The sequence below is a fragment of the Corynebacterium sp. MSK012 genome (genome assembly GCF_030232435.1).
GTDB lineage: Bacteria > Actinomycetota > Actinomycetes > Mycobacteriales > Mycobacteriaceae > Corynebacterium > Corynebacterium jeikeium_D.
This window is the reverse complement of sequence record NZ_JASPJU010000012.1, coordinates 71501-89306: the sequence shown is the minus strand read 5'-3', so window position 1 is coordinate 89306 and position 17806 is coordinate 71501. Positions and strand designations below refer to the sequence as shown.

Here is a 17806-nt window from a genome sequence, read left to right as displayed (position 1 = left end):
CGCCCATAAGGGCTTACGTGGTGCGCGATACTGGGATTGAACCAGTGACCTCTTCCGTGTCAGGGAAGCGCTCTCCCACTGAGCTAATCGCGCTGGGGTAAAAGCTATATAGAAGCTTTCAAGCGCAACCCCCTTCCAGGAGAAGGGGGTTTTGCACTGAGCGGATGACGGGACTCGAACCCGCGACCCTAACCTTGGCAAGGTTATGCGCTACCAGCTGCGCTACATCCGCAAATACGCTCGCCCATAAGGGCTTACGTGGTGCGCGATACTGGGATTGAACCAGTGACCTCTTCCGTGTCAGGGAAGCGCTCTCCCGCTGAGCTAAACGCGCATTACATCGAAACCGGTAAGGAATCTCTGCTGAGGTGGAAACGGGAATCGAACCCGTGTACACGGCTTTGCAGGCCGTTGCCTCGCCACTCGGCCATTCCACCGTGAGGCTGCCGCCTCAGTGGTTGCCTCGAAGTTATACCACAGAGCTTAACTTCTTGAGAAACCAGAGCGGATGACGGGACTCGAACCCGCGACCCTAACCTTGGCAAGGTTATGCGCTACCAGCTGCGCTACATCCGCATCACGTTGCAAGGAGAGCGAAGGAGAATCTCAATTGCTCTCTTGCGGTGCGAAAGATACTTTAGCGTGCTTGTGCGATTGATTACAAATTACCAGGTGAACATCTGTATTGTGCCTGTGGGCGTAGGGCTAAAGACCAACCTTTGATGCCTCTGAATCGCAACGATGTCATTTATTCGCTTTCGTGGGTTGGTTACTGGGGGCTATCGAGTCGCTATCGTCATGGAGTTCCATCGGTGGGGTAATAAATCGTCGAACTGCGCAATCGCAAACGCAATGCAACCCAATTAGGGAAACTTCCAAAACGCGTGCTAACTTATTCCGCAGAGCAGCAAAGGCTTAGTGCTTTTCTGTCCGAGTCCCATAGCTCAGTGGAAGAGCGTTCCGTTCACACCGGAAAGGTCGCTGGTTCGAACCCAGTTGGGACTACCATTTAAAACCCCGGTCGACGCATCGTATAAAAACTGCGCGGCCGGGGTTTTGCTGTGTGACCTGAACTATATTCGTCCCTCTCGGGAACTTTTCTGGACTACCATCCGACAATAGGTATAAGGGCAGCGGTCAGACTACTGCTGTTCTTCTCGAACTGTCCCGCTTAAAGGAGTTGAACTGTTCTAGTGAGTCCCCGGGTCGCTTCAGGCGAAACGTTTCGGTTCTCAAAGTCGGGTTTCCGGCGTGCAGTAGCCGCCGCTGCGACGCTTGTAGTCTTTGCAGGCGCGTCAGTTATTAATGCTGGCCCCGCGCATGCTCACGATTCCGTGCTGTCGTCTAACCCAGGCGACAAGCAGGTTCTCGATGAATTTCCGCACCACGTTTCTCTCAAGTTCTCCGGCAACCCCAAGAACAATTTCAACACCGTTGCAATTAGTGATGCAGATGCCAAGGAAGTCCTGTACTCCCACGAGCCAGAGGTAGTGGGTAATGAGGTCTCTTTGGATATCCCTGAGGATATTAATCCAGGCCCTGGTAACTACATCATTGGTTTCCAAATCACCTCCTCTGATGGTCACTCCACCCGAGGAAAGACCTCTTTCTCAGTGGCTGATCCGGATGCTGCTGGCGCAGCCGAAGCCGGGGCAGAATCTCGTCAGACCGGTGCGCACGCCGAGGAAACGAAGTCAATACCGCTATGGGCTTATGGCCTCGGTGGTGGACTCATCGTCATCATCGCCGCTGTCGTCATCGTTATTAATCGAAAGGCAAAATAGACACATGAAGCTCAATCGCACTGCAACTGCACTGATCGCTGGTTCCGCAGCCCTGACCCTTGCTCTGGCAGGTTGCTCGTCCGACGATAACACTGCTGCTGAGGTGACTGAGTCCGCAACCTCCGCTGCGACCGAGGCTACTTCTGAGATGGAGAAGAGTGATGCTGCTGTGCAGCTGGCCGATGCCTACATCAAGGAAAAGCCGGCTGACAAGGGCATGACCGCCATCTTCGGTACGCTGACCAACAACACCGATAAGGACATCAAGGTTTCCTCCTTCAAGCTTGAGGGGCTGAAGGAAGGCACGAAGTTCGAGCAGCACGATACCAAGGACGGCAAGATGTTCGAGGTGCCGGAAGGTTTGACGATTCCTGCTTATGGCGAACTCGTTCTCGAACCGGGTAGCACTCACTTCATGATCATGAACAATGATGAAGCTATGGATGTGGGAGCTGAGTACAAGCTCGTCATTGAGCTTTCCGACGGCTCTAGCATTACCCAGGACGTTGAGGTTCGCGTCCAGCCAGCGGGTGAAGAGGACTACGGTAATGACGGTGACCTGAACAACCCAGAGCACATGGGCGGCGGTGAGATGGATCACTCGGGTCACTAATTCTTGTGACAAGTTGGTCAAGTAATCGCTCGTCGTAAAGCGGGCGTGAGCTCAGGTACGTCGAGGAATTGACTAACTGGAATCTAATGGTGGCAGAAGCGCTGGAGTTGGCAGGTTATTGCAGCATATGCAACGAACTCCGGCGCTTTTCTTTTTCCGAAAAAGGTTTTCGATACGGTCGAATTGGATAGGCCAGTGGTTGCGTTGAAGCTATTGAAAAGTTGGCGGATTCCCAGCCATCTCATGTGCTCCAGTTCGAAGTAATCAGAAAGGTAAGAGTGCACAACATGTCCGAAGGCTTTTCCAGAAGGCGTTTTCTTGGCGGGCTCGGCACCGCCGCAGGAGCCTCAGCGCTCGCCCTGGGGGCGCCGGAAGCCCAGGCGATTGGGTTGGAACGTCCACAGGAAGAGCCACCGAAACCGCCTTTGCAGACAGCAACCGTACCTTTTGATGGCGCTCACCAGGCGGGGATTGCGACGCCCGCACAGGCGAATCTATGGCTAATAGCCTTCAACGTGAAGAAGGGGGTCGATCGCAATCGCCTCCAAAACCTCATGCGTGCCTGGACGGATGACGCCCGCCGAATGACAGCCGGCAAGGCTACTCGAACGGATTTGGAACCCGAGCTCATGGGGAGTCCGGCCAATCTGACTATCACAGTTGGATATGGGGAGAATTTCTTCACAATCATCGATAGGGAAGACCAGAAGCCTGAGTGGCTGGGAGATCTGCCAAAGTACGTTAACGATGAGCTCCGCCCGGAGTGGAACGGCGGAGACCTGTGCCTGCAGATTTGTGCGGACGACCCAGTAATGGTCTCCCATGCGGCCCGAATGATGATCCGAAATGCAGGTTCTTATTTGGATGTTCACTGGGTGCAAGCTGGTTTCCAGCACGCCAATGGTTCTACGCAGGAAGGCGAGACCCCGCGCAATCTCTTCGGTCAGAAGGACGGTACGGTCAACCCGCGCACTCGTGAAGAATTCGACAAGCAGGTGTGGATTGATAGTGGTCCGGATTGGTTGCGGGGCGGTACAGCGATGGTTGTCCGCCGTATCGAAATGGATATTCCAGGCTGGGATGTGTTGGACCGCGAAAGCCGCACTGTTATTACCGGCCGAGATATCGGCACCGGCGCGCCAATTGGAGGTAAGGACGAGTTTGAGACCGTCGACCTGGCGAAGACTGATGAATATGGTCTGCCTCTGACGGATCCGAACAGCCATGTTGCGCTGTCAATGCCTCCGAAAGAGAAACCTAATCAGCGGATTCTGCGACGGGTCTACAACTATGACCTGCCACCGGAACCGAATGGTCGATTCGAGACCAACACCGGCCTGGTATTCATTTGTTTCCAGAAGGACCCGTTGGAGCAGTTCAATCCGATTCAAGAGCGGCTGTCCAAGAACGACCGTCTCAATCAGTGGATTTTCCACATTGGATCCGCCGTGTTTGTTATGCCACGAGGAACTTCTGAGGAGGAGTACTGGGCCCAGGACCTTTTCGAGGCCTGAGTTTTGACCGTGCGGTAAAGTGTGTGAACGACTGACGAAGGTCACCAGGTATGTGATTTTCGAAGACACTTTGAAAAGGAGTACACGCACGCCGTGTCAGAAGAATTTGCAACCCCAGCACCGTTTTCCGTGCCCGCAGGAGTTTCTGCGGGCGAGGCGATGAGAGACCTGGGTTTCCCGAACAAGGGCGTTGACGCCATCGTTTGTGTCCGCGACCCTGAAGGCAATTTGAAGGATCTGTCCTTTAAGCCAGAAGTGGAAACCGTCTTCGAGCCCGTTCCGGCGAATACTCCGGACGGTCGCGATGTCATCCGCCACTCTGCGACTCACGTGATGGCTCAGGCCGTGCAGTTGGAGTTCCCTGGGACGAAGCTGGGCATTGGCCCTGCCATCGACAATGGTTTCTACTACGACTTCCGTGTCGATGAGCCTTTCTCGCCGGAGAATCTCAAGCGCATCGAAAAGCGTATGAAGAAGATCATCAAGTCTGGTCAGCGATTCGAGCGCTTCGCGTTCGAGTCTGCCGATCAGGCGCAGGAAGCGCTTGCCGACGAGCCGTATAAGCTCGAGCTGATTGTTGAAAAGTCGGCCGGCAAGGTGGCCGAAGATGATGAGGCCAATGTCGACGTCGGTGGTGCAGGCACGACCTTGACCGGCTACCGCAACGTCAATCCGCGTACCGGTGAGACCGAGTGGTTTGATCTTTGCCGCGGCCCGCACGTGCCGACCACCCGCTACATCCCTGCTTTTAAGATCATGCGTTCTTCCGCTGCGTACTGGCGGGGTGACCAATCTCGAGATAACCTGCAGCGTGTTTACGGCACTGCGTGGGAGTCCAAGGAAGCGTTAGACGAGTACCTCGACCGCATGCTCGAGGCTGAGAAGCGCGATCACCGCCGTTTGGGCTCCGAGCTGGATTTGTTCAGCTTCCCGGATGAGATTGGTTCTGGTTTCCCGGTATTCCATGTCAAGGGTGGCATCATCCGCAACGAGATGGAGCAGCACTCCCGTCGCCGTCATATCGAAGCGGGCTATGACTTTGTGAACACGCCGCACGTAACTAAGGGTGACTTGTTCAAGAAGTCTGGTCACCTGGACTTCTACGCGGATGGCATGTTCCCGCCGATGCAGCTCGACGGCGAATATGACGAACACGGCAACTGCACCAAGGCTCCGCAGGACTACTACGTCAAGCCGATGAACTGCCCGATGCACAACCTCATTTTCGCATCGCGTGGTCGCAGCTACCGTGAACTTCCGATTCGTATGTTCGAGTTCGGCACCGTCTACCGCTACGAGAAATCAGGCGTTATCCACGGTCTTACCCGAGCCCGTGGCTTTACGCAGGACGATGCCCACATCTACTGCACCGAGGATCAGCTGGAAGAAGAGCTCACTAATGTCCTCGACTTCATCATTTCGCTTCTGCGTGACTACGGCCTGGATGACTTCTACCTGGAGCTGTCTACGAAGGACGAAAAGAAGTTCGTCGGCTCGGATGAAATTTGGGAGAAGTCCACAGCTATTCTCCAGCGCGTTGCCGATGCTTCTGGCCTCGAGCTCGTTCCTGATCCGGGCGGAGCCGCTTTCTATGGTCCGAAGATTTCCGTCCAAGCCCGCGATGCCATCGGCCGTACTTGGCAGATGTCGACGGTACAGCTCGACTTCAACCTGCCGGAGCGCTTCGAGCTCGAGTACACCGCACCTGACGGAACCAAGAAGCGCCCGATTATGATTCACCGTGCGCTTTTCGGCTCCATCGAACGTTTCTTTGGCGTCCTATTGGAGCACTACGCAGGTGCTTTCCCGGCTTGGCTGGCTCCGGAACAGGTTGTTGGTATTCCGGTTGCGGATGACTGTATCCCACACCTGGAGGGCTTTGCTGCACAGCTGAAGTCTCGTGGCATCCGCGTCCACGTGGATACGTCCGATGACCGCATGCAGAAGAAGATTCGCAACCACACCCAGGCCAAGGTTCCGTTCATGATTCTGGCTGGTGCCCGCGACATTGAGGCAGGAGCCGTCAGCTTCCGGTTCCTCGATGGCACTCAGATTAACGGGATGGCAGTTGAGAAGGCTGTCGACATCATCTGTGATTGGGTTGCTTCGCGGAATAACGAACAGCCGAACAAGGAGAATGTCTCTGCTCTCTAGAGGTCGTTAACGCTCTCTAATTCGACCGCGTTGTTTTAACTGGTGAACCACGCGTGGTAATCCAAAGAAGTTGACCGCGAGGTCGTAAACTACAGCAGAGAAATATATGTGGTCGGGGCTCGAATGGGGTCCCGGCCACGCAACGAAGGGGATGGCAGTGAATCAGTCGGGAAGTGAAGAGTTGCCTCCGCAGCAGCAGGGCAATGCCGGCCAGCAGGAATCGTCTGATGGCGTATACGTCGACAGCGGTTACGGCGAACCGGATCGGCTCACGCGCTTATGGGCACCCTACCGGCTGGACTACATCGTCAAGCGTGGTGTGCATAACTCCAAGCCATCTCGTAACCCCTTCGTTGATTTGCCGAAGCAAAGCGATGAGGAAGCACTCATTATCGCTCGCGGCGAGTGGGTGTACGCCGTTTTGAATCTGTTCCCGTACAACCCAGGGCACCTCATGGTGGTTCCATATCGCGAAGTCGCCAACCTTGAGGACTTGACCGACGAAGAAACAGCCGAGATGATGCGATTTGCCAAGCATGCGGTTCGTACTCTCAAATCGGTTTCGCGCCCGCACGCCGTCAATGTAGGTTTCAACTTAGGCAAGGCCTCCGGCGGTTCGGTCGCCGATCACCTGCATATGCACGTCGTACCGCGCTGGTCGGGTGACAGCAATTTTATGACCGTGATCGATGGCACCAAAGTGTTACCGCAGGCTCTTCGTCAGACTCGCGAGTTGCTTGCCGACGGCTGGCGTGCCCTTAATCAAGAGGATGGGGCAGCATGCTGAGTGTCCGTGGCAGGGCTCCAATCCGCCCAGTAGTTGAACCGATTGCCGCTGCACTTTTGCGGGTCGGCATTAGCCCGAACACGGTCACCCTGGTGGGAACGGTAGTTTCCGTTCTGCTTGCGGTAATCCTGATTCCTACCAACCATCTTTTCGCAGCTGCGGTGTCAATCGCTATTTTCACTGCTTTTGACCTGCTCGATGGCACGATGGCCAGACTTCGAGGGCAGGGAACGAAATACGGAGCGACGCTGGATGCTTCCTGTGACCGCATTACGGATGCTGCACTGTTCGGGGCGATAGCGTATTGGGTGGTGTATCACCATGACGCGGATTCAGTGCTGCTTATTCTGACACTGATCACTATGGGATCTTCCCAGGTCATTTCCTACGTTAAGGCTCGGGCAGAAGCTAGCGGCCTCAAGGTCAACGGCGGTCTCGTCGAACGTGCGGAGCGCCTGATTATCGGTCTAATCGGCATTGGGCTCCAGGGGCTTGGCGTGGACTATGCCCTCTACGTCGCAATGTGGCTCCTGGCGATTGGGTCGGTATTCACCGTCATTCAGCGCTTGTACATGGTGGCTAAGCAGCCAGGAGCGTTGGATCCCATCGCCCCGCCAGAAGGCGCAGCTGATAGTTCATCTATCAACCCTGACTCTGCTACGAAGTCCACGGGTTCGGCTGATTCCAACAACTAAAGGAGGATACGATGACTAGTTTCTTCCTGCCTCGCTCGAAAGATGATTTCGTTGCGCTCGGCTATATGGCCGGGTGGAAGATTTTTGGTCTGCTGCCGGAACGCGTGGCCTACCGCATCGGCAACATAGCCGCCGATCGGGTAGCAGCAAATCCCACGACGACCCGCCAGCTTCGCAAGAACCTGGCTCGCGTTATGGGCTGTCCGCCTGAGGAAGTGCCGCAAGGGCTTATTCGGGCTTCCATGCGTTCCTATCTACGCTATTGGGTGGAGGCATTCCGGTTGCCCTCCATCGCCTCTCCAGAGCTGGCAGACACGGTCGAATCCACCAGCGATGGGCTCGAACGAGTTGCTGAGGCCCTCGAGGCCGGAGATTCCATCGTCATCCCACTGCCGCATTCTGGTAACTGGGATATGGCAGGTATGTGGCTCGTTTCCCGCCATGGCCGGTTCAGTACCGTGGCGGAACGGCTGAAGCCAGAGGTGCTTTACGACGCTTTCGTGGAGTACCGCGAATCCCTCGGATTCCACATTCTCCCGCTTACCGGTGGCAAACCCGCGATGCCGGAACTGCAGAAGCGATTGGAAGACGGTGGCGTTGTGTGCCTGCTGTCTGATCGTGACTTCGGCGGCCACGGGGTCCCGGTCACTTTTTTCGGCGAGCAGACGACAATGCCGGTCGGCGCGGCAAAGCTGGCACAGGACACGGGCGCTCGGCTTATGCCCGCGGGCCTGTCCTACACGCGCGATGGTTGGCGCTTTGTAGCGCATCCATTCGTGCCGACTGAGGGGCGCAATCTAGCTGACATTGTCCAAGACATCGCTACTGTTTTTGAATCTGATATTGCTCAGCATCCAGCGGATTGGCACATGATGCAGCCACTGTGGCCAGCGGATAAGAAGAGGTCAAAGTAGCCGTGCGAATCGGAATGGTGTGCCCGTACTCGTTCGATGTTCCAGGTGGGGTTCAAGCTCACGCGATTGACTTGTGTGAGGAGTTCATCCGCCGCGGCCACGAGGTCAGTCTTATCGGCCCGGCTAGCGCGCAGGCGGATGTGCCGGATTTCGTTATTCGAGGTGGTGCCGCCATCCCGATTCCGTATAACGGCTCAGTCGCTCGGCTGTCTTTTGGTCCCCGCACGAGCCGTCGAGTCCGCACATGGATCGAGGAAGGTAGCTTTGACATTCTTCATATCCATGAGCCGAATTCGCCCAGTTTTTCAATGCTGTCGTTAGTAAACTCGGTCGGGCCAATTGTCGCGACCTATCACTCTGCGGCGACGGACTCCCTAGCATTGAAGTTGGCCACGCCATTTTTGCGGAAGTACCTTGAACGCATTCGGGGAGGCATCGCTGTCTCGGAAGTGGCTCGTCGCTGGCAGGTTGAGCAACTCGGCGGCGACCCGGTTCTCATTCCCAATGGTGTCCGTGTTGGAGATTTTGAGTCCTGCCCGGCCGCCTCATCGTTGCCTGAGATCCCGCCACGGCGTGAGGGGGTCTATCGGCTCGTGTTCCTCGGACGCTTCGACGAATCTCGTAAGGGCTTTGACGTGTTGCTCGACGCGCTGCCGGCAATACGTGCAGAGATTCCACAGCTTGAGGTCTGTGTTGTTGGTGATGGTGATGTCGCGGCAGCTCGTCGTAAAGCGGGCAGAAACGCAGATGTCCTGCATTTCGTCGGCAGACTGTCGGAGGATGCTAAGGCGTCAATACTCGCCGATGCGGATGCGTACATTGCCCCGCAGCGTGGTGGAGAGAGTTTCGGCATCGTGCTGGTAGAGGCGATGGCGGCGGGTGCGCCGGTGATCTCCAGCGACATCGATGCGTTCAAACTCGTGCTTGACGACGGCCATTACGGGCTTCACTTTGAAAACGGTAACTCCGCAGACCTTGCGGATGCAGTCGTACGCCTTTTGACGCAGCCAAAGTTGGGGGAGGAGCTTCGCGCACTCGGGCATAAGCGGGCTTGGGAGTATGACTGGTCGCAGGTCGCCGACGGCGTTCTGCGTGTGTACGATACGGTGCGCATGGATGGCGAAAAGGTCGTCATTGCGCCATAGAGATTTCCGTCGTGTTAGCTGATTAAACGCAGCGGAGTGAAAGTGGGTTTTCGGTGGACGTAACCGTTCCAATCTGGGTCGTTGTCCTAGTCATTGCGCTGATTGTCGTACTCGTTAGCGGTTTGGTGGCTTCATCGACAGCGACGCGTTTGAACCGTATGCACATTCGCACGGACTTGGCGCGTTCTTCACTGGAAGCGGCGTTGGGGCGAAGGGCCGCAGTCGCTCGTGCCGCCTACCCGGAACTCGCCGGCGTAGTGACGAAGGTGGAAGCCACACCACTTAGAGCCAACAACACTGGACAGCGTGCAGACGTGGAAAACGAACTGACTAGGAAAATTGTGGCGCTCTATGAGGAACAGCCCGTGGACCGGACGATGGCAATTGAGCTTTCTGACGCCCATACGCGGCTCGAGCTCGCCCGCCGTTTCTACAATGATGCGGTGACGGATACGAAAGCACTGCGAGCCAGGCCGCTAGTGCGCGCGCTGCGGCTGGCGGGCACTGCACCTGAACCGGAATATTTCGATGTTGCAGATGGACTGACAACGGCTTAATTGTGGGAAAACCCGCTGTTGTGCTGGAAGTTCGCGGTGTTTTCTGACTCAATGAACAGCACTGTCTAGTTCAGGCGTTATAGTGTTAAACGACTACAAACAGTCACATTCACCAGTTTTATTAGGGAAGTAGGGTTCGTTGAGCACGGTTGAGAACAACTCCGGGCAGGGCACCGCACGCGTCAAGCGCGGTTTCGCTGAGATGATGAAGGGCGGCGTCATTATGGACGTCGTTACTCCGGAGCAGGCCAAGATCGCTGAGGATGCCGGCGCAACTGCCGTGATGGCGCTGGAGCGCGTCCCCGCCGATATTCGCGCAGAGGGTGGCGTGTCACGTATGTCTGACCCGGACATGATTGAGGGCATTATCAATGCCGTCTCCATTCCGGTTATGGCCAAGGCCCGTATCGGCCACTTTGTTGAGGCACAGGTTCTGCAGTCCCTCGGTGTTGACTTCATTGACGAGTCCGAGGTTCTGACCCCGGCCGACTACTCGAACCACATCGACAAGTTTGACTTCACCGTGCCGTTCGTCTGTGGCGCGACCAACCTGGGTGAAGCTCTGCGCCGCATCAACGAGGGCGCTGCCATGATTCGCTCGAAGGGCGAGGCCGGTACCGGTGATGTCTCCAACGCTGTGACTCACATGCGCACCATCCGCGCTGAGATTAACCGTCTGCGTTCTATGGCTCCGGACGAGCTCTACGTTGCCGCCAAGGAGCTGCAGGCACCGTACGAGCTGGTACGCGAGGTCGCTGAGACCGGTAAGTTGCCAGTCGTGCTGTTCACCGCAGGTGGCATTGCAACTCCGGCTGACGCTGCAATGATGATGCAGCTCGGTGCTGAGGGTGTCTTTGTTGGTTCCGGTATCTTCAAGTCCGGTGATCCGGAGAAGCGCGCCAAGGCTATCGTCCAGGCAACCCAGCACTACGATGATCCGAAGGTCATCGCTGATGTCTCCCGCGGTCTCGGCGAGGCAATGGTCGGCATCAACGTCGACGAGATTCCGCAGCCGCACCGACTCGCTGAGCGTGGCTGGTAAAAATGGCTAACATCCGCGAGGTATTAGATCTGGAGCAGATTGACCGGGACATTTTCCGTGGCCCAGTCATTAAGTCAATCCTGCAGCGCACTTTCGGTGGCCAAGTTGCCGGCCAGTCCCTCGTCGCGGCGACGCGCACGGTGGGTAATACCTTCGCGGTGAACTCCCTCCACGCCTACTTTGTAGGCCCGGGCCGCCCCCATATCCCGACGGTGTACATGGTCAAGCGTATTCGCGATGGACGGTCTTTCTGCCACCGCTCCGTCGAAGCTGTGCAAGATGGCCGTACGATTTTCGTAATGCAGGTCAGCTTCCACCGTAAGGGGGATGAGGGACTCGAGCACTCTGACGTGATGCGCAAGGTGCCAGATCCTGAAGATGTGGTCACCGACACCTCTGAGATGACGAACACACGTCGTCTACTAATGCGCGAGTGGGCGGACTGGGATATCCGGGTAGTGCCGGATGATCAGTTCGAACACAACAAGTACACCCCGTCCCAGCAGCTGGTATGGTTCCGGTGCAAGGATCGCCTGCCGGATAACGAGACCTTCCACGTCTGCACGCTGGCGTACATGTCGGATATGACTTTGCTGTCATCGGCACTCGTTCCGCATCCAGGCGTTGAGGTCCAGGAAGCCAGCCTCGACCACGCGATGTGGTTTATGCGTCCGTTCCGTGCGGATGAATGGCTGCTCTACGACCAGATTTCGCCATCGGCGCACGCGGGTCGCGCATTGACTCACGGTCGCATCTTTAACCAAAAGGGTGAGCTCGTGGCCGTCGTCACGCAGGAAGGGCTGACCCGAAGCCTGGCCCCGGGTGTCGAGCCCGTGCCAGTGGCGACGAACTTCGATGCTCGCAGTGAGAACCTAGATTAATGACACAGGAAACAATCGGTATCCTCGCTCTTCAGGGCAACGTTGCCGAACACGGATATGTGCTTGACCAGCTCGGCGTCCCGCACCGAAAGGTGCGCTTGCCCCGTGATCTGGAAGGGCTTAGCGGCCTAATTTTGCCCGGCGGCGAGTCCACAACCATGAGCAAGCTGATGGTCTTCAATGAGCTTGAAGACCCGCTGCGGGAAGCCCTCCGCGATGGCCTTCCGGCATATGGCACCTGCGCCGGCATGATTTTGCTTGCCGACGAAGTGCTCGATACCCGTCCGGATGCCGTTAGCCTGGGGGCGATTGACATCACCGTCCGTCGTAACGCATTTGGCCGGCAAGTGGATTCCTTCGAAACTGACTTGGATATTCCGCAGCTGGCGATCAGTGGTGACCAGCCGCCTGTACACGCCGCCTTTATTCGCGCACCGTGGGTCGAGCGTGTCGGTGATGATGTTGAGGTGCTAGCGCGGGTGCCAGAATCGGCTGGAGAGACCGCAGGTACAGTGGTCGGAGTACGGCAGGGGGCTGCGATGGCCACCAGCTTTCACCCGGAGTCGACGGGGGAGACGCGGCTCCACGAGTTCTTTTTGCGAGAGCTTGTCGGCATTTAAATCCCCGGTTTGTATAATGAACACCTGACGAATTCCCATCTACATGGGTATTGACGAGAGGAATGGTAGGAACTAGCACATGGCGGGTCATTCAAAATGGGCAACCACAAAGCACAAGAAGGCTGCTAATGACGCCAAGCGCGCCAAAGAGTGGGCAAAGATGATCAAGAACATCGAGGTCGCGGCTCGTACCGGCGGCGGTGATCCTGCTGGTAACCCCACCCTCGATGACATGATTAAGAAGGCCAAGAAGGCCTCGGTTCCCAACGACAACATTGAGCGTGCCCGCAAGCGTGGTTCCGGCGAGGAGTCCGGCGGTGCTGACTGGGAGACCATTGTCTACGAAGGTTACGCACCTGGCGGTGTCGCTTTGATTGTGGAGTGCCTGACCGATAACCGTAACCGTGCTGCTTCCGATGTGCGCTCGGCGTTCAACAAGAACAACGGCAACATGGCAGACAACGGCGCCGTGGCGTACCTCTTCGAAAAGAAGGGTGTCGTCGAGCTGCCGAAGGGCGAGCTGACCGAGGATGACCTGCTTATGGCGGTTCTCGATGCTGGTGCAGAGGAGGTCAACGACCTGGGCGAAAAGTTCGAGGTTGTCTCCGCCTTTACCGATCTGATGAATGTCCGCACCGCTCTTGTCGATGCCGAAATGGAGTACGACTCCGCAGATCAGGACTACCGCGCTTCTACCACGGTGGCTCTCGATGCTGACGGTGCACGCAAGCTCTTCCGTCTGATTGACGCTCTCGAAGAGTCCGACGACGTGCAGAACGTCTACTCGAACGCCGACATCAGCGACGAGGTTATCGCCGAACTCGAAGACTAGGCGTTTGCTTGGCGACGGTTCCGCTGACCGGCTTCCCGGCGTTAAAGGGGTGCCCGCGCAGGGTAGTCCGCAGCGCTGAATTGCGCGGTGAGCTGGTGTGAATGGAAGATCCCCATCGGAGAGTCGTCCGATGGGGATTTTTTTTGGGGGGGGGAGACAGGCAGAGTCAAAGAGTGTGTCTGATCCTCAAGATAGCGACTGGTCAGAGCCCGCCTGCGGGTAGCTCCACACCCTGGGGGGGGGTAAGGAGAAAAACCGACAACCCGACACACTGGCAACCTCAAAAAATTACGGGCTGCGCGTGTGAATACGGCTGCAAATGTGAAACTGTGCGAGTTTATGTCACTATCAGACGATTTTTCAGGTCATTTTTGTCATAAACGCAGTCAGTAACTCGCATTGGGGTAAGTAGCGAAGGGTGCCCGCCCGCCGACGCGCCGGTCGACACGCCAGGCGGACATATTTTTGTCTATTAAACCGATTTTGGTTTCTGAAAGTTTTAGTTGAACCGTTTTAGGAGAACCACTGAGTCGGAGGTCCGGCCATCAGCAACAGTGTGAAGACCACGACGAGAACAATGAGGATGACGAATGCCGAGATAAACGGGCGGCGAATAATCATCGCGAGTGCCCACTCGAAAATGTCCTGTGGCTCCTCGGATTCGTCGGTAAAGCGCCAGGGCCGATCCAAGAGGCCTGCCTTCAGGGTGTTTCGTTCAAACGGATAGGTTGCGAATGGAATGATAGAAGAGGCGAGGCCGATGACACCGCGGCCAAAGCTCCACTGCTGGTTGATCCACACCATGATGGTGGTGACTACGTAGCACAGGAACGTAAAACCGTGGATGCCGCCGAAGATGGTGGTGGCGATGTCAGTGACTTTGAACAGGTACTTCAGTGCCAGCCCCAAGAGCAGCAGAGCCCACGTGACCATTTCAGCTGCAGCGAGAACGCCGTAGAGCTTCTTCGGTGAATTCATGGTGTTAAACCTATCAGAATCAACGGTTGGTGCCCCGTGTAGCTACGATACAAACAGCTGTTCGAAATGTGGTATTAGTGGAGAGGTGAATTATCGAGCTGGATCTCTGCGGGTGATGGGTATCGACCCTGGCCTTACTCGTTGTGGTCTCTCCATTGCGGAAGGTGCTCAGGGCAGGAAAGTCATTCCCATTGCGGTGGGGGTCGCCCGCACACCAACCACGGCATCGTTGGAGGATCGTCTTCTACGGCTTTCCAATGCCGTGGAGCAGTGGATGGATGAGTACGAGCCGGACGTGGTTGCGATGGAACGGGTATTCGAGCGCGGCAATGTGTCCACCGTAATGCAGACTGCGCACGCGGTTGGTGTCCTTGTCCTCGCTGCGGCGAGACGCGGTTTGGAAGTGCATATGTACACGCCGTCGGAGGTAAAGAAGGCGCTTACCGGCAACGGTCGGGCTGATAAGAAGCAGATGACCATGATGGTGACGAGAATCCTCGGGTTGGAAACTCCGCCAAAACCTGCGGACGCAGCGGATGCGTTGGCCATCGCTATCTGCCACTGTTGGCGTGGTCCGGTTCTGCAACGCCAGCGCGACACCTTGGCTGCGCTTGCTAAGCAACACGAGGAGCGGGAGTTGGAGCTTTCTCGCCGTGAGAATCCCTCGCGGTAGGGGAGCCTGCTAGAGCACACTTGTGAGTTCGGCGTTTATCTCGGTGTCTTTCGGGAAGCCGTAGTGAAAGGAATTGTGAGAAGTGATTGCATCTCTACGCGGTGAGGTTATCGATCTCGGTGCGGACTATTGCGTTATCGAGTGCGGTGGTGTCGGGCATTTGGTCACCATTACGGGCAGGTTAGCTTCTCAGTTGGTGAGGCATGAGCAGACTTTCATGTTGACCACAATGGCGGTTCGTGAAGATGCGATTACGCTTTTTGGTTTTGCCAACTCGCAGGAACGTGAGATGTTTGCGCTCTTGCGCACTGTCTCGACAGTGGGGCCAAAAGTAGCGATGTCTGTTCTATCGGTACTGTCGCCGGCCGAGATTGCCAATGCGGTTGCCTCAAAGAATGCCAAGGCCCTCCAGGCGGCTAACGGCGTCGGCAAGCGATTGGCGGAGCGCCTGTTGGTTGAGTTGAAGGATAAGGTCGAGGTTTTCGCGGATAGGGCGGTATCCCAGCCGGAGGAAGCTGCAAGCGGAGCAGCGCCTGGCATTGTTTTGAAGGCAGATCTGGATCAGGTCGTTGGTGCTTTGGTCGGGCTTGGGTTCCCGGAAGCTGATGCGAATGAGGCAGCGGAGACTGTTGTTCGGATTGATCCGACCTTGGATACATCAATGGCGCTGAAGGCGGCGCTAAAGACATTGGGCGAAAAGTAAATCCAGGTCGAGGACCTGCAGCTACATTGATGATGAAAAATGGCAGTGCACTAGGATGAGGGGACTATGAGCGATATCGAGCGCACGGAGTTTAACGTGTCGGGCAATCCCTTCAGGGACTCTTTAGATGGAGCAGCCAACGACCATTTTGGCGGTGGGGGAAATGGTGCACAACGTGATGTCGATGCCCGCGCTCAGGTCGAGGAAGTCGATGCGGAATCGAACCTGCGACCAAAGTCGTTAGGGGAGTTTATCGGCCAACCCAAGGTCCGCGAGCAGCTGGATTTGGTGCTCTCCGGGGCACGGGGACGAAATGTGACTCCGGACCACATTCTGCTGTCGGGACCTCCCGGCCTGGGTAAGACCACCATGGCCATGATTATTGCGCAGGAGATGGGGGCGTCCCTGCGAATGACGTCCGGTCCGGCGCTTATTCGCGCTGGCGATTTGGCAGCAATGCTATCGAACCTGCTCGAGGGCGATGTACTCTTCATTGACGAGATCCACCGCATTGCCAGGCCCGTGGAGGAAATGCTCTACATGGCAATGGAAGATTTCCGTATTGATGTCATCGTGGGCAAGGGGCCTGGAGCTACGTCAATTCCACTCGAGATTCCACCTTTTACGCTGGTAGGCGCAACGACGCGCTCGGGTATGCTGACTGGCCCACTGCGTGACCGTTTCGGTTTTACTGCGCAGATGGAGTTCTACGAGGTCGAGGATCTGACAAAGGTGGTTACCCGTGCCGCTGGGATCCTCGGGGTGGATATCAGCCCAGAGGCTGCAGTGGAGATTGCCTCGCGTTCGCGAGGTACCCCGCGAATTGCCAACCGCCTACTGCGTCGCGTTCGCGATTTCGCAGATGTTCACTCCGGTGGCGTTATTGATCTTGGTGCGGCCAAGGCGGCGTTGATTGTCTTCGATGTCGATGAGCTTGGGCTGGACCGCTTGGACCGCGCAGTGCTGACTGCCCTGGTCAAGGGGCACGGTGGCGGCCCGGTGGGCGTGAATTCCCTGGCGCTGGCAGTCGGTGAGGAGCCCTCGACTGTGGAAGAAGTGTGCGAGCCCTACTTGGTCCGTGCCGGGATGATTGCGCGTACATCGCGCGGACGTGTTGCAACTGCCCGAGCATGGCGGCACTTGGGGTTGCAGCCTCCGGAGGGAACTATCGGAGAATAGCTTTCTCATCGACCTGGCCGGGGCAGTGTGGAATTGCTAGCTGGCAATTCGTTAAACTCGGCAGACATGGATCAAACTATTCTCCTCCTACTTATTTTCTTGTTCCTGGCGCTGCCAATTTGGCAGATCATCAAGCAGAACAAGCAGGTGCGCACCATTCGGGACATGCAGGATAAGTTGGCCCCGGGCGCAGAGGTCATCACCGGTTCCGGTATGCATGGTGTGGTCGTTGATACGACCGAAACAACCGTCGACCTGATTATCGCTGACGGCATCGTGACCCGTTGGGAAAAGGGCGCCATTGCCCGCAACCTCACCACCGGTACCGGAGCTAGCTACGCTCACCGTGATCGACGTGGCCGTGTTTCCGATGCGCCAGATGACCACGTCGGCGACGTCCAAGAAATCACCGGCCACGGTCCGGCTGACAATGCAGCTTCGGACGTCAATGAGCAGGTCGAGAACCCGAATACTCCGAGTACCCCGGATAACCCGGGTACAGACGGTTCCACTTCCACCGAAAAGCAGTAGCAGTTTTTGCACGCCCACGCCCCGTCGGTTTGCATGCATCCAAGCTGTAGCGTGCGCCGTGGGGTTAGCGGGCGCGTCCCAGGTTTCGCCGTCGGCAAGCGTGGGCAAGATTTTCACTAAATAGGTACAAGTCAAAACCGGCGCACTACGCTAAATCGGTTATTCTCTAGCGGTTGGTGTTTATAGCTTTGCTTAGCGACGCCC

18 protein-coding genes and 6 tRNA genes are annotated in these 17806 nt (G+C 56.6%); 18 read left to right on the top strand and 6 right to left on the bottom strand.

The annotated features are described in order from the left end of the window. Positions 1–18 precede the first annotated feature (18 nt). The 5 genes from QP977_RS09460 to QP977_RS09440 all read right to left on the bottom strand — a co-directional run bounded on the left by QP977_RS09460 (position 19) and on the right by QP977_RS09440 (position 576). Positions 19–93, bottom strand: a tRNA-Val gene (locus QP977_RS09460). Positions 94–159: 66 nt separating this feature from the next. Next, positions 160–232: transfer RNA gene (locus QP977_RS09455), tRNA-Gly, on the bottom strand. Between the two features lie 27 nt (positions 233–259). After that, a tRNA-Val gene (locus tag QP977_RS09450) sits at positions 260–334 on the bottom strand. A 32-nt stretch (positions 335–366) separates the two neighbouring features. Then, positions 367–437, bottom strand: a tRNA-Cys gene (locus QP977_RS09445). A 66-nt stretch (positions 438–503) separates the two neighbouring features. Continuing rightward, positions 504–576 (bottom strand) — tRNA-Gly (locus tag QP977_RS09440). 357 nt (positions 577–933) lie between these two features. Between QP977_RS09440 and QP977_RS09435 the strand changes: the two genes are divergently transcribed. The 14 genes from QP977_RS09435 (at position 934) to QP977_RS09370 (ending at position 13538) form a co-directional block, all read left to right on the top strand. Beyond that, a tRNA-Val gene (locus QP977_RS09435) sits at positions 934–1008 on the top strand. A gap of 185 nt (positions 1009–1193) precedes the next feature. Beyond that, on the top strand, positions 1194–1784 hold the full coding sequence (locus tag QP977_RS09430) for a copper resistance CopC family protein (protein ID WP_040361738.1): 591 nt from the start codon (positions 1194–1196) through the stop codon (positions 1782–1784). Between the two features lie 4 nt (positions 1785–1788). Further along, positions 1789–2397 carry a copper chaperone PCu(A)C gene (locus QP977_RS09425; protein WP_049193674.1) on the top strand — a complete coding sequence of 203 codons (609 nt, stop codon included), beginning with the start codon at positions 1789–1791 and terminating at the stop codon, positions 2395–2397. Between the two features lie 287 nt (positions 2398–2684). Then, positions 2685–3911, top strand: coding sequence for a Dyp-type peroxidase (locus QP977_RS09420; RefSeq protein ID WP_040361740.1), 1227 nt, complete (start codon positions 2685–2687; stop codon positions 3909–3911). 159 nt (positions 3912–4070) lie between these two features. Then, positions 4071–6065 (top strand): threonine--tRNA ligase, encoded by a 1995-nt coding sequence (gene thrS, locus QP977_RS09415; RefSeq protein WP_284847270.1) that lies wholly within the window; start codon positions 4071–4073, stop codon positions 6063–6065. 151 nt (positions 6066–6216) lie between these two features. Then, on the top strand, positions 6217–6852 hold the full coding sequence (locus QP977_RS09410) for an ATP adenylyltransferase (protein ID WP_042388668.1): 636 nt from the start codon (positions 6217–6219) through the stop codon (positions 6850–6852). After that, positions 6846–7547: a phosphatidylinositol phosphate synthase gene (pgsA, locus tag QP977_RS09405; RefSeq protein WP_049193676.1), complete on the top strand. Its 702-nt coding sequence runs from the start codon at positions 6846–6848 to the stop codon at positions 7545–7547. Before QP977_RS09410 ends, pgsA begins: the two co-directional genes overlap by 7 nt. Positions 7548–7558: 11 nt before the next feature. Beyond that, positions 7559–8461 carry a phosphatidylinositol mannoside acyltransferase gene (locus tag QP977_RS09400; protein ID WP_070429454.1) on the top strand — a complete coding sequence of 301 codons (903 nt, stop codon included), beginning with the start codon at positions 7559–7561 and terminating at the stop codon, positions 8459–8461. 2 nt (positions 8462–8463) lie between these two features. Beyond that, positions 8464–9606 carry a glycosyltransferase family 4 protein gene (locus QP977_RS09395; protein ID WP_070767465.1) on the top strand — a complete coding sequence of 381 codons (1143 nt, stop codon included), beginning with the start codon at positions 8464–8466 and terminating at the stop codon, positions 9604–9606. Between the two features lie 53 nt (positions 9607–9659). Beyond that, complete coding sequence (locus QP977_RS09390; protein ID WP_016422677.1) at positions 9660–10163, top strand: hypothetical protein; 504 nt, start codon at positions 9660–9662, stop codon at positions 10161–10163. 139 nt (positions 10164–10302) lie between these two features. Then, the gene (pdxS, locus tag QP977_RS09385; protein ID WP_005511452.1) at positions 10303–11205 is read left to right on the top strand and encodes a pyridoxal 5'-phosphate synthase lyase subunit PdxS; all 903 of its coding nucleotides are present in this window, start codon (positions 10303–10305) and stop codon (positions 11203–11205) included. A gap of 2 nt (positions 11206–11207) precedes the next feature. Further along, a complete protein-coding gene (locus QP977_RS09380) occupies positions 11208–12086 on the top strand; it encodes an acyl-CoA thioesterase (protein WP_016422678.1) in 879 nt (292 codons plus the stop codon). Next, the gene (gene pdxT, locus QP977_RS09375; protein ID WP_048731318.1) at positions 12086–12706 is read left to right on the top strand and encodes a pyridoxal 5'-phosphate synthase glutaminase subunit PdxT; all 621 of its coding nucleotides are present in this window, start codon (positions 12086–12088) and stop codon (positions 12704–12706) included. Before QP977_RS09380 ends, pdxT begins: the two co-directional genes overlap by 1 nt. Positions 12707–12785: 79 nt before the next feature. Next, positions 12786–13538 (top strand): YebC/PmpR family DNA-binding transcriptional regulator, encoded by a 753-nt coding sequence (locus QP977_RS09370; protein WP_048731316.1) that lies wholly within the window; start codon positions 12786–12788, stop codon positions 13536–13538. A gap of 513 nt (positions 13539–14051) precedes the next feature. Here QP977_RS09370 and QP977_RS09365 read toward each other — a convergent pair. After that, positions 14052–14516 carry a DUF3817 domain-containing protein gene (locus QP977_RS09365; protein ID WP_049193684.1) on the bottom strand — a complete coding sequence of 155 codons (465 nt, stop codon included), beginning with the start codon at positions 14514–14516 and terminating at the stop codon, positions 14052–14054. 115 nt (positions 14517–14631) lie between these two features. Here QP977_RS09365 and ruvC point away from each other — a divergent pair, with 115 nt between their 5' ends. From ruvC to yajC, 4 genes are all read left to right on the top strand, one after another. Next, complete coding sequence (gene ruvC / locus QP977_RS09360) at positions 14632–15189, top strand: crossover junction endodeoxyribonuclease RuvC (protein WP_048731311.1); 558 nt, start codon at positions 14632–14634, stop codon at positions 15187–15189. 82 nt (positions 15190–15271) lie between these two features. Continuing rightward, positions 15272–15892, top strand: a complete 621-nt coding sequence (gene ruvA / locus QP977_RS09355) for a Holliday junction branch migration protein RuvA (protein ID WP_048731308.1) — start codon at positions 15272–15274, stop codon at positions 15890–15892. A gap of 66 nt (positions 15893–15958) precedes the next feature. Beyond that, positions 15959–17071: a Holliday junction branch migration DNA helicase RuvB gene (gene ruvB / locus QP977_RS09350; protein WP_284847266.1), complete on the top strand. Its 1113-nt coding sequence runs from the start codon at positions 15959–15961 to the stop codon at positions 17069–17071. 66 nt (positions 17072–17137) lie between these two features. Beyond that, the gene (gene yajC / locus QP977_RS09345; RefSeq protein WP_070438357.1) at positions 17138–17602 is read left to right on the top strand and encodes a preprotein translocase subunit YajC; all 465 of its coding nucleotides are present in this window, start codon (positions 17138–17140) and stop codon (positions 17600–17602) included. Positions 17603–17806: the final 204 nt, after the last annotated feature.